The sequence below is a fragment of the Clostridium sp. MCC344 genome (assembly GCF_018785365.1).
Classification (GTDB): Bacteria; Bacillota; Clostridia; order Lachnospirales; family Lachnospiraceae; genus Pilosibacter.
Map to the genome: position 1 here is coordinate 27,406 of NZ_WQPQ01000006.1, position 12,452 is coordinate 39,857.

General features: G+C 45.4%; 12 protein-coding genes. 6 read left to right on the forward strand and 6 right to left on the reverse strand.

Annotated features, from left to right (window positions below; genetic code table 11):
- Positions 1-174: 174 nt before the first annotated feature.
- From GPK90_RS00710 to GPK90_RS00720, 3 genes are read right to left on the reverse strand one after another with little or no spacing between them, the layout of a single operon-like run.
- Positions 175-1,614 (reverse strand): ATP-binding protein, encoded by a 1,440-nt coding sequence (locus tag GPK90_RS00710; RefSeq protein WP_486463656.1) that lies wholly within the window; start codon positions 1,612-1,614, stop codon positions 175-177.
- Positions 1,595-2,179: a hypothetical protein gene (locus tag GPK90_RS00715; protein WP_215701886.1), complete on the reverse strand. Its 585-nt coding sequence runs from the start codon at positions 2,177-2,179 to the stop codon at positions 1,595-1,597. The genes GPK90_RS00710 and GPK90_RS00715 overlap by 20 nt, the downstream gene beginning before the upstream one ends.
- A gap of 28 nt (positions 2,180-2,207) precedes the next feature.
- The gene (locus GPK90_RS00720) at positions 2,208-2,990 is read right to left on the reverse strand and encodes a helix-turn-helix domain-containing protein (protein ID WP_215701887.1); all 783 of its coding nucleotides are present in this window, start codon (positions 2,988-2,990) and stop codon (positions 2,208-2,210) included.
- A 186-nt stretch (positions 2,991-3,176) separates the two neighbouring features.
- Between GPK90_RS00720 and GPK90_RS00725 the strand changes: the two genes are divergently transcribed.
- The 6 genes from GPK90_RS00725 (at position 3,177) to GPK90_RS00750 (ending at position 8,812) form a co-directional block, all read left to right on the forward strand.
- Complete coding sequence (locus GPK90_RS00725; protein ID WP_215701888.1) at positions 3,177-3,779, forward strand: hypothetical protein; 603 nt, start codon at positions 3,177-3,179, stop codon at positions 3,777-3,779.
- Entirely contained in the window at positions 3,776-4,546 is a 771-nt protein-coding gene (locus GPK90_RS00730) for an ABC transporter permease (protein WP_215701889.1), read from the forward strand. The genes GPK90_RS00725 and GPK90_RS00730 overlap by 4 nt, the downstream gene beginning before the upstream one ends.
- Positions 4,533-5,249 carry an ABC transporter ATP-binding protein gene (locus tag GPK90_RS00735; RefSeq protein ID WP_215701890.1) on the forward strand — a complete coding sequence of 239 codons (717 nt, stop codon included), beginning with the start codon at positions 4,533-4,535 and terminating at the stop codon, positions 5,247-5,249. Before GPK90_RS00730 ends, GPK90_RS00735 begins: the two co-directional genes overlap by 14 nt.
- Positions 5,250-5,499: 250 nt before the next feature.
- Entirely contained in the window at positions 5,500-6,519 is a 1,020-nt protein-coding gene (locus GPK90_RS00740) for an ABC transporter substrate-binding protein (RefSeq protein ID WP_215701891.1), read from the forward strand.
- Between the two features lie 341 nt (positions 6,520-6,860).
- Complete coding sequence (locus GPK90_RS00745; RefSeq protein ID WP_118531495.1) at positions 6,861-8,141, forward strand: DUF1576 domain-containing protein; 1,281 nt, start codon at positions 6,861-6,863, stop codon at positions 8,139-8,141.
- A gap of 134 nt (positions 8,142-8,275) precedes the next feature.
- Positions 8,276-8,812, forward strand: coding sequence for a VanZ family protein (locus GPK90_RS00750; RefSeq protein WP_215701892.1), 537 nt, complete (start codon positions 8,276-8,278; stop codon positions 8,810-8,812).
- A gap of 106 nt (positions 8,813-8,918) precedes the next feature.
- Here GPK90_RS00750 and GPK90_RS00755 read toward each other — a convergent pair whose 3' ends face one another.
- The 3 genes from GPK90_RS00755 to GPK90_RS00765 all read right to left on the reverse strand — a co-directional run bounded on the left by GPK90_RS00755 (position 8,919) and on the right by GPK90_RS00765 (position 12,430).
- A complete protein-coding gene (locus tag GPK90_RS00755) occupies positions 8,919-9,875 on the reverse strand; it encodes a carbohydrate kinase family protein (protein WP_215701893.1) in 957 nt (318 codons plus the stop codon).
- Positions 9,863-10,456: a VOC family protein gene (locus GPK90_RS00760; protein ID WP_215701894.1), complete on the reverse strand. Its 594-nt coding sequence runs from the start codon at positions 10,454-10,456 to the stop codon at positions 9,863-9,865. The genes GPK90_RS00755 and GPK90_RS00760 overlap by 13 nt, the downstream gene beginning before the upstream one ends.
- A gap of 192 nt (positions 10,457-10,648) precedes the next feature.
- Complete coding sequence (locus tag GPK90_RS00765) at positions 10,649-12,430, reverse strand: CE1 family esterase (protein WP_215701895.1); 1,782 nt, start codon at positions 12,428-12,430, stop codon at positions 10,649-10,651.
- Between the last annotated feature and the right edge of the window lie 22 nt (positions 12,431-12,452).

The following is a 12,452-nucleotide window of genomic DNA, read 5'->3' on the forward strand; positions in this document are numbered from 1 at the left end:
CGCAGCAATGAGTCAGGCGGACATGCTCGCATGTACATCTGACGAATGCCGCGGAAGGCATATACTGCAAGTATATGACCTTACGCCGGGAATCGGCGAAAGCCCTTTAAGACCTTGGTTTTTGCGGGCTTAGCAACGTTTGAAAGTATATCACTGCCTTTCTAAGATTTCAAGTTAAAAATTCAATTTTTCCAGAAGATAAATGGGTACGGTCTCTATTTTTCCTTCCTGCCCCCCTAACGTATCACCTTTCAAATACAATAAACAATCAGCTTTTCCCGATTCCAATACTTTTTTTGCCGTATTTCCAATATGTTTTCCAGTTTTCACTTCTATTGCATATCTCCGGGAGGACTTCAGACCTTGTACCACAAAATCTACTTCTACACCCTTAAAAGTCGCAAATGCTGGCATTTCAAAGGCAATTTCTTCTGGAAAATCCTGCCGCTTCTTCAAATTAATATATACAAAGTTTTCACTCAGCATGCCTGCAATTTCTGTTTGTGCAGCCCCAACTCGCGCCATATAATAACTTGCTAATCCCAGATCCATAAAATAACATCTGCATCCTGGTTTAAAATTTAGAATGTCCATTTCTATAATTTTCCCACAAAATCCAATTACGCCGCAAAAACGTAACCAACTAATTGCCCGGTTGCAGACTGCCTTACTAATATTGCTGGAATAGTCTCTTGTTACCAATTTTTGAAGTTCTTCACTGATACTATCTTCTTCAAGTCCCTTTTTTTCTCTGCCAAGTATCCTGCAAATTGAAAGAAAAATATCCGTAAATACCTGGGTGTCAAGAACATCTGTAAAATAACGAATTGATTCATTCATAAAGGTATCAATGATTCTAATCAATTCACTCCGTGCTCGCTCTATACTTTTCGAATTTAAGTATTCACGAACAACAGATGGATAACCACCAATTTGACAATATATATCATACCATGATTTTAATTCTGCCCCTGTCACTGAATCCAGTTTTTTTCCAAGCAGCTTATATTTTTCAAATAGATCCGTATCCGCTGCTTCCAGAAATTCTTCATATGATAAGGTATAGATTTGAATACTTGTAACATCCCCACTTGAATACCGAAATTCCGGTTCATAGATTCTTCCAAGATAGCTGCCTGTAACAATAAAGCGGCACCGAAACTGTCGTGTGAATTCACGAATTCGGTTATAAATTTCTGCTGACTCTTGAATTTCATCTATGATAATAACGGTGTCCTCTGTGTCTGAAAAATTTTCATCAAACAGACGAAATGCATCATGTAGCGGAGCTTGAGGGCGCGGTCCCTCTCCCGGCTGCCAATCGCATGCCTTTTGATAGCAGGAAAGGAACTGTTCTCCGCTCAGTTCAAATAAGTTTATATACACTTTATGACTAAAATTTTCATCTGCAAATTTGTTAATGATATACGTCTTTCCTACCTGCCTCGCACCATTAACCTCTAGTGTCGTATGACAATTGTCATTTTTCCATTTGAGTAATGTCTGGTAAACATGCCTTTTAATATCCATACATTCACTTCCTATTTTAATTTTATTGGCTTTCCCTTCTTCAGCTGCTTTCATATTTAACAGGTTATATTTTTTTGTACTCAACAGGAGTATAATTTCCTATTACCACTGCTGCATTGAGTGCTGCCAATTTTACAAGAGCGGATACTGACAATTTTTTATCTTCCCAAAACAATTCCATAGGAATATAAAATTCCGGGAAAAATTCTCTTGAATTTGAATGCCAATAGCCATATTTTCTCGCAAACACAGGAGCTGCCTCATATTCCAAGTTAAATGCATTTCTATGAGTCTCATCTCCGCCTGATCTTCCCCGCGTCAAAGAAAGCACAAATGCACAAATCCAAACAGCAGCAAACTCTTCTTCCTTTTCACAAGAACATAACAAGGCAGCCGTTCTAATTGTTCCTTTGCTCCACCCTGCTTCAATTTCCATTCGTCCTGAAGTTAGGGCCGCTACATCAGATTCAATAGATTCCTTCTCTCTTTCTTTTTCAATCCAGTTGAAGCTGTAACACGGTCCAAATCGCGGTTTAGAAATTTCTGTTTTTAAACAGTACTTTTGAGCTGATAAAACAGGAAATTTACACATTTCCCATTTCCAGACTTTATAAATGTCTTCCCATTTCATTGTATCATTTTTATTCATACTATCTCCCTAAATCTTACACTATCTCTTATTCATTATCCATATAAAATTGCTGTTCATTCCAATGCGTGAAAAAATACGGATGATCTTCCTCTAAATTACTATTGGAATATAAAAAAGTAATAATATCTTCATCATCAAACATGTCAAAAACCCAGTCCTCTGAATAGCCCAAATTTTTACTATCTGTTGCTACCCGTTCATCGCTGACTTCCATAAACGCCATTGCTTCCTCATTACATAAATAAATAATGAGTTCTTCCATAACTGTATGTGCTTTAACCATTCTCCCAGTACTTAAACTTCTGCGCAAATGAACAAGTGTACATTTCATTTGATAAAGAAAATCATACGTATATCTCATCAGAAACTGTGCAGGAAGATCCATCTTAATAAACGATGTGTTTAATTGACCAATATGAGAACCCACAGGCATAGATGCAAGATCTGATAGATCCTGTTCAATATAATCAAGCAGGACATCACTGCCTACGGCAAAAGACACAGCTGCTTTAACTCCATAGTTATCTGCTAAAAACTGTGACCATGCTTCATGTCCCTTGTATTCTTCAATCAAATTTTTCCCCGGCTCACTGCCTGCATTGTCAGGAAAACTGCGCCAGTTTAGAGCCTTACAAATTCCTTTACATTTATCTTTTCGAATAGAGCCTCCTGATTCATAGCGGCACCAGGTTTTTACACCTACGCCCGCTCGCGAAGCCGCTTCTTCAATTGTGAGTCTAAGTTCATTGCGCCTGACTTTTATTTTTTTTCCAAGATCCTCATTGCTTAATATTGTTTTAGGAGCCATATTCACTTTCCTCCTTGGTATTTATTGACATGTTATTATATAGTCATTATGTCATTATATATTATGATTGTCAAGTTAAAATTCTCCTCAACTATAAAAGACCTCCATTCCCAATTGACATTTCCCTACTCATCTGCTATGCTGAATACCGTTAGTTAGCTACAGCTAATTGAAAGGGGTTTTACTTTGACATATCTATGGATCAATCCGGTATCGGAGAGGATGATCTCGGCGGCGGCACTTGAAAAGCTGCTTAAGAAGCATGACCTGACGCGAGTGGTCTGTCAGGAAAGCTGGGGCGAGATCGTGCTCCGGAAGTACCGGGAGCTTTTGGAACATGCAGATGGAACTTTTGCGGACGCGAGATGTCCGGCAGCGGTATCTCTGGTACATTCCCTGCAGCCTGAAATCCGGATCGCGGATATTGAGCCGATCCTGATCCACTGTGCGAGAGAACTGGCAGAACGTCCGGATCTTGCGAACGGTGAAAAGATCATCACGACTCCATGCCGGATCTTAGCTGATATGGGAAATAAGTTGGAATTAAAAGACACACATTTCGTACCGTGGAACAGCTTTCTCGCATCAATCAGCGAACCGATGGAACCTGCGCCGGACGCAAGCCCGATCCCGCCTGGATTCTTTAAGGACCTGCCGTTTCCAGTGGTCAGTAAGTCCGGCCGCCCAGCGATCGAATCCTATGTAACCGGAAATGAATGGAAGGATGCAAGACTGATCGAGCTTTTATACTGCGTTCAGGGCTGCCACAGAGGAGATGGAGTGCGATGAATCAGAAATTTAAAAAATATTTCCCACCGCTCATCGGTATCCTGGCGGTCTTCACCGTCTGGTATATCGTCTGCCGCGCGGGCATCTTAAGTTCCTATGTGCTCCCGTCCCCGGGGCGGGTCTTCCAGAGCTTCTGCAAAATGCTGCAAAGCGGTGAACTCTTCCGTGACTTAAGGATCAGCTTCCTGCGCGTTGGAAAAGGCTTTGTAATCGCCTTTATCCTGGCATTTGCCTTCGGCATGCTGCGGGCGATGATTCCGGCCTCCGCAGGTTACTATGAGTACCTGGTGCAGTTCTTCAAGAACGTACCGCCGCTCAGCATGATCCCGCTACTTATTTTATGGTGCGGAATCGGCGAAACTACAAAAACGGTCATCATCGTTCTGGCCTCCTTTTTCCCGATGTATTTAAACATCGTCAAGGGATTTACGGGCTGTGACCGGAAGCTTCTGGAGGTTGGAACCATGTTTGGCTACACAGAACGCCAAAAATTTTTCCGCATCATGCTGCCCTACGCCATGGCGGACATTCTCGTAGGAATGCGCATCGGTCTGGGCTACAGCTGGCGCGCTATCATCGGTGCGGAGATGGTCGCAGCGTCCACCGGTCTGGGACACATGATCCTGTTTGCCCAGCAGATGTCCCGGACCGACAAGGTCATCGTCGGCATCTTCACCATCGGCATCGCAGGTTATCTGACAGACCGGATCTTCGGTCTTCTCATCAGCATCTTTCTGAAAGGAGCCGGTGAAAATGGCTGGAATTAGATTAAAAGACATTCATAAAACATATCAGGTTGACGGCCGGACGTTTCCTGTCTTAAACGGCGTCGATCTCGAAATCCCGGAAGGAAAGATCACCGTGATCTTAGGTCAGAGCGGCTGCGGAAAAACGACTCTGCTGCGGCTCACCGGCGGTCTGGAATCCGCCGACAGCGGTGAGGTTCGCTGGGACGGCGCCCACAAGACCGCCTTTGTGTTCCAGGAACCGCGGCTCATGCCATGGCTCAATGTCTGGAACAATATTATTTTCGGTTTGAAGAAAAATCAGGTCGATCAGGAGAAGATCCAGGACATCGTCTCCACGGTGAACCTGTCCGGCTTTGAAAAGGCATACCCATCACAGCTTTCCGGCGGCATGCAACAGCGCGCGGCTATCGCGCGGGCACTGGCATATGAACCGACCTTCATCCTGATGGATGAACCATTTGCGGCTCTCGACTATTTCACGAGGGAACAGATGCAGAGGGAACTTCTCCGCGTTCAGCAGAAGGAACATTCCAGCATCATGTTCGTGACCCACAGCATCGACGAAGCACTGATCCTGGGTGACCAGATCGTTGTGATCGAAAAAGGTCTCGTGAAACATGTCTATCCGGTAAAGGCAGCGGCCGGAGCGCGGAATCTGCTGGATGAGGAGTTTATTGCGCTCAAGAGAGAGATTATAGAGCAGTTGAATTTTCTTAATTAGATATATTTTATATAAAATTCAATTTAACAAAGTCAGGGACACCTCTGCATTGCATAAGCAATGGGCGGGGACTTACTTATATCGGGATGGAGCAAGCCATCTCTGACAAGTTGCGCAACAGCTATTTGATTATGAACAAGCAACAAAAGCAGATTGCGAATATCTCTTGACTTCTTATGGATATCCGCCTGCAACTCAGGCATATCACATACATTTAATTTTCTACTTATTATGAGGAGGACAACACAAAATGAAAAAACTGATCGCATTAGGACTTGCGGCGTGCATGACATTTTCCCTTGCGGGCTGCTCCGGATCCACAAGCAAAGAGACAGAGGCTGCTTCTGCAGCAGAGACAACCGCAGCTGCTTCCACAGAAGCGGAAACTTCCGCTGCAGCATCTGACACAGCGACTTCCATCGACAAACTCACCGTTACTTATGTGACATCCCCGTTAAACGTACCGACCATCATCGAAAAAGACCAGGGAATCTTCGAGAAAGAGCTCGGCGTTCCGGTTGAGTATGCAGAGCTTACTTCCGGTGCTGACCAGACACAGGCTCTTGCTTCCGGCGATGTTCAGGTTCTTTACGCAGTAGGCGCAACTTCCGTGATCCTTTCTGCTGCAAACGGCGCTGACATCAAGGTGTTAAACATGTATAGCCGTTCCCCGAAGGCATTCTGCATGTACTCCAAAGATGAGACTCTGACAACTCCGGAGAGCTTAAAGGGCAAGACGATCGCAGGACCGACAGGTACCAACCTTCATGAGCTCCTTGTCTCCTACCTTGCTCAGGCAGACATGACTCTTGACGATGTAAATTATGTAAACATGACCATCCCGGACGCAAAGGCAGGTCTTGACGGCGGCAGCGTTGATGTTGCCCTGATCGCCGGCGCAACTGCTTACAATGCAGAACAGCAGGGCTACCACCTCGTTGCAGACGGTGAAGGCCTGATCAGCGCCCTGATCGCTGTTGCAACAACCCAGAAGTTCTACGATGAGCATCCGGATGTCATCGAGAAATTAACTGCTGCACAGGACGAGATCGCATCCTACATGGCTGACAGCCAGGACGAGACCATGGAGACTGTTGCCGCAGCTCTTGACCTCGACGTGGACGCTGTAAAAGAGATGTACGGCTACTACGATTTCTCCACAGAGATCACCGACGCCGACAAAGAAGGTTTCCAGAAGACTGCTGACTTCATGTATGAGTCCGGCATGATCGAGAACGAGCTGGATGTGAATACGCTGTTTATCCAGTAAGATCCGGTGTACGCGGAAAGACGCCTTGTAAATCCCAATGTGATCAGACAGATGTTCTCTGTTTGATGTTCTGTTGGCATCTTATTTTATTTCACACGTTTATCGAAAATAACCGCTCCTGTTTTCTAAGGACAGGGGCGGTTATTTTTGTTTTTTGAAACCCGGAGCAAAATATCCACATTTTCCATCCGTCCCCTGCGGAAACTCTTCCTATTTTCCCATTATTACGGTATACTAAAAAACGTGCATTCACTGTTTTCCAGATTTTCTTCATGATCTCAAGATACACATGGTGCATTCACATACTCCCACATATATTATTTTCTCGAAAGGACACGTACATGACAATTTCCCACCCACTCACAAGACTTCAGAAGTTCCGGCTTCTGTCTCTGATCCCTATTTATTTCATGATCGTCGGCCTGTTTTTGCAGCCTGTCACTGAGATCATCCCCGGTCTCATCACGATCATCAAAGAACCGGATTTCCTAATCACAGACTACTTTCTGATCGGCGGGATCGGGACTTCCTTTATTAACGCCGGTCTGCTGACTCTTCTTTGCATCTGGACGATCTATTTTCTCGGAATGGAGATGGACGGACACACGATCACGTCGAGCTGCCTGATGTTCGGGTTTTCCCTTTTTGGAAAGAACCTTTTAAATATCTGGGCAATTCTTCTGGGCGTATACCTCTATTCCCACTATCACAAAAAACACATGTCCAGCTACATTTACATCGGTTTTTACGGCACCAGCCTGTCCCCGATCATCACGCAGATCATGTATATCTCGGATCTGCCCTATGCAGTCCGGCTCATTGCAAGTCTCGCGGTCGGGCTCATCATCGGTTTCGTGCTGCCGCCGTTATCCACCCATGTCCACTATGCGCATAAGGGCTACTCGCTCTATAACGTCGGATTCTCCTCCGGTATCATCGCCACTGTTATCGTATCCGTGCTGAAATCCTTCGGGATCACCACCGAATCCCGCCTGATCTGGTCTGAGGGCAACAACCAGCTTCTGTTTGCGATCCTCTGCGGTCTCTTTATTGCCATGATCGCAGCCGCGTTCCTCTTTGGCGGAAAGAACGTTGGAGACTCTTACTGGAAGATCTTATCCTGTTCCGGGATCGGCGGAACCGACTATCTCCGTGACAACGGCGGCGCTGCAACCGTCCTCAACATGGCGCTCAACGGGCTGTTCGCAACAATCTTTGTTCTCGGAGTCGGCGGCGAGTTAAACGGACCGACGATCGGCGGGATCTTCACGATCATCGGCTTCTCCGCAACCGGAAAACATATCCGAAACATCGCTCCGATCATGTTCGGCGTTCTCCTCGCAAGTTTTACGAAACACTGGACCATCAATGCCCCGTCACCGATACTGGCGCTTTTATTCTCGACCACATTGGCACCCATCGCCGGAGAATTCGGTGTGTTTGTCGGACTTCTCGCCGGATTCCTTCACTCCTCCGTCGCCTTAAATGTCGGAATTGTGTATGGAGGCATGAATTTATATAATAATGGATTTGCAGGTGGAATTGTTGCAATTTTCATGGTCCCAGTGATCCACTCGATCATGGATCGACGGGCGCGGGCGAAGGAGGATGTTTCCCTGTAAGAAATTGGGGCAAAAACCTCGGCTGGCATCTGCCATGAAACAACGTAACCATTGTATTGCTTCGAATTTCCTGCCCTCAAGGCCATTGCTGTGAACGATACAGACTGTAAATAAGATTTTATATAGAAATGATAATGAATAACAAGCAACCAAAAACGACTCCTGCATTTTCATCAGAAAATGCTTTCAACAACAACCGATCAATCTATCTTCGCCTGCTCGCCTGGATTCCGGCACTCTTTGTCGCCGCCGCGATCTTCTGGTTCTCCTCAAAGCCGGCCGTCGAATCCACGGAAATGAGCGATTCCGTGAGCCGACTGATCCTGCTGATCGGGACGAAACTCGGTTTCTTCCGCGGGAATCCGGCACAGTATGCCGAACTCATCGAACTCATGAGTTTCCCCGTCCGGAAAACCGCCCACATAACGGAATATCTTGTATTTTACTGCACCGTCCGTTTCGGACTTCATTTTACATACCAGCCATTAAATATGAAACGCCGTCTTCTCACCGCTCTCGCCATCGTCTTCCTCTACGCCTGCACCGACGAATTCCACCAGCTCTTTGTCCCGGGCCGCGCAGGGCGGTTTACAGACGTGCTGATCGACTGTTTTGGGTGCGCAGTCGTAACGCTTATTTGTACAATAAAAAAGTCTTCTTTCCAGCGATGACCATTTTGCTGACGTCAGCAAAATGGTCATCTGTTTTTATTTCATTATTTTCTTATCGCATAAAAACGGGAGTCCCACATTTCAGAGACTCCCGCACCCAACATTCTTATTTCATTTTCATTCGCTTCTCTACATCTGCAAGCAACGGCATCGATGGAATTCCACCGAAATTTTCTACACATAGTGATGCCGCTGCATTTGCAAATCCGGCATATTCTACCGCCATATCTAATGTAATTTTTTTGATGGATTCATTTGACTGACTGAGTTTATAAAGAAATGTTCCCCAAAATGCATCTCCAGCTCCGGTCGTATCTACCACATTACTTTCAAATCCGGGAACTCTCTTTCCGCCTTCTGCATTTGCTATATATGCGCCGTCTTTTCCAAGGGTAACTGCTACAAGTTTTACTCCCTTCTCCATCAGCACTTTTGCAGCCTGCTCCGGTTTCTTCTCATCTGTTAGAAGTTCTGTTTCCTCATCCGAAATTTTCATTACATCCACAAATGGAATCAAACTTTTCATTTCGCGCTTTGCTGTTTCCACATTCTCCCACAACGTTGCTCTGTAGTTCGGATCATAAGAGATGACTGCGCCTGCTGACTTGGCTGCCTTTATTGCTGCAAACGTAGTGCTGCGTGCCGGTTCCGACGTCAAAGACAGAGAACCAACATGGAATATTTTCGTGTTCCCAAGAATTTCCATATCCAGTTCTTTCTCTGTGATCTGCGTATCTGCCCCTGGCTTTCTCGCAAATGAGAAGGTACGTTCTCCTTCCGGTGACAGATCCACGAACGCGAGCGTTGTAAAATATCTTTCATCCAGGATAAAGCCTCTCGTATCGATCTGTTCCTTCTCTAAAATCTCCTTTAAAAACCGTCCATGCATATCCGTTCCGGCTTTTCCCAGAAATGCGGTTTTTGCCCCAAAACGAGCCGCTGATGTCAACGCATTCGCCGGCGCTCCACCTGGATTCTGTGCAAATAGTTTTTGTCCGTTTCTGCCGATTCCCTGATACGTAAAATCAATCAGGATTTCACCCAGTGCTGTTATATCGTACATGCCTTCTCCTCCATAAATTTTACTCTCTCCAGAGCTGTCCCGGACAAGTAGTCATTTCCTCCGAGAATAAGCCTCTCAATTACCGGATGTCTCTGGACAGAAAGTTCCGGTAAATCATGAAATTTATAAATCTCAATTACCATCTCACCGGCAGCAACCATACAGCAGAGAATCGTATGTCCGTCCACATGATTTACAACCGGATCAAAGCACGCGGTGAATCCCAGATTCTCATAAAATTGAATTGCAGCAGACAGGTCTGAAACCTGTAGTCCCACATGTTCAAGACCACAGATCGGTGTCCTGTTCGGCGGAATCTTTTTGTGCAGCTTCTGGCTGACCTCTATCGTAAATCCATATCCCGATATAATGTTGAAATAATTCATTCCTGTTCCATATACTTTTCCACTATACCGCGGTCCTCCGTTTTCTCCGAGCTGCAGATTTAATCCCCGGCTTTCGCAATATGCAATCGCCGCCTCGATGTCATGTGTCTCCAACGCAATATGTCGGAATCCCAGACACATATCATCCGGCCCGTATTTGTCTGCGAGATGTTCCCTGTCTTCTCTTAAAACCAACCGGAAATTTCCATTACGCAGACAAATCATCCCTTTATGTTCTTCTTCCACAAAAAACAAATTTTCACAAAGCCATCTTTTCGCACCGGGCACATCTTCTACCAGAAGCTGCACTCCCCAAATGTACCTGTCGCCCATCCACTTTCACCTCTATATTCTCTGTCAGCCTGCCTTCTCTGTTGTTTTTCTGTTTCAGCCGTCATAGCGGATACTTCCGTCTTCATTTCTGCGGAAATGGCACATAAAGTGATCCCACGTAAGCTGCGCCATTTCTGCTGTGTAGGTATGCGGGCAGCTTCGAATGACTGTAAAGCACACCATCGGAGCATGATTTTGATCATACATTACCAATGTATGATATTTTCCATTATCGTACCAATTCTCAAACCCCGGTTCTACTCCGTTGCTGTGGCAGTAATTTTCAAGTGTTGCTCTCGCAATTGTACCCGGATCCAGCGATACGGAAGCGATGTCATATTCTCCAAGCATAAACCATACCGGTCTCTGTGCGCAGCCTTCCAATGGCCGTACCTGTGGATCCCACCCGTCCATTGCCCCGGTTGGAGCAAAAGCGGCAAACCGTTCCGGGATTCTCCGCGCCAGTTCCTGCGTCATATGTGAACCGTTAGAATGTCCTGTCACATAGATTCTGGATGGATCAATCGAATATGTCTTTTCCATGTAATCCAGCATTTTCTCAAAATAAGGCACCTCATCATGAAGCGGAACTCCCATTGATTCCAACGCCCAGTGCGGAACCGGAAATTTTGCCAGTCCGTCATTATAAGGATATGCTGACGCAAAGCATACAAAGAAACCTCTCTCTTCTGCAAGGCGATACCAGTCACTGGTACGTTCAAAATATTCTGCATTGCAGGACATGCCATGAATCGCCACAACGAGAGGATACTTTTTTCCATCTCCAGATCGATATCCGGACGGAACATAGATATCCCAATATCTTGGCAGACCTTCTACGATTTGTTCTACTCGTACAACCCCAATCTCCTCCTGCGTTCTCATAGGCCTTAAACAGTTATTTCCAAAACTGCCCCAGCGTGAAAACCGCAGGACAAATTTTATCATTTCTTCATTAAGTGTTTCCCGTGATACCTCACTCACACTCTCGGAATTTCCAAGCCATGCCTGTGCAACAGGCTGTGCATTAACATAATACTGTCCGCGCTCCGGCTGCTCCAGATAAACTTCTCCATATGCATTTGCCAGACCTTCTTCTTTAGCCCGAAGAATCGTCCTCATATATTCGAATGTTTCCTTTGCTTTTCCACTTCGGTCAATCAGGAATCCGGGAATCGCAATATCTGTTTTCTTTAATGTCAAATCTCCATCCGATGGAAGTTTTCCGAGTATCTCCAGCAATTCAGGATCTACCGCACAGTTTCCATCAGCCGCAAAAGCTGCAAACGTCGCACTGTACGTCAGGGCAAATGCCGCGGCAATTTCCGCACCGGCACCGAATCCCATAACATACATATAGGATTCACAGATATCGACTGTCAGCCGCTGCACAAATTCTAATGTGATGATCTCCCACGCATAATCAAATTCTTTATCAATCTGTTCTCTGTCCCATTGGCTGCTTTCAAATACTACCAAAGCTGTATGATATTTTTCCGCCAGTGCGATCCAGTTTTCAGAATGAATAAATGCTTCCGCGTTCGTCCCATTTTCCGGGAATACAAAAATCCCTGCTCCCTTTGAGATCATTCCATCCGGCACATAGATTGCATATTTCCGCTCCTGGCCATTTATCACGATCGTTTTTTCTGTAATTCCAAGATTACACTGATAATACGGGCTGCTATGATTTAATTTATCTTCCGGGATCGGCGGAAACAATTCTCTGTGTCTGTTCCGTTTCGGCGGGTGATATTCTGTTCCTCTTGGTGCCCGTGGCATTAAGATCGATCGGTTATTTTCCGGGCTAAAATGAAAGCTCTCATATTTTCCCATAATCTTTACCTCTTCCTGCATT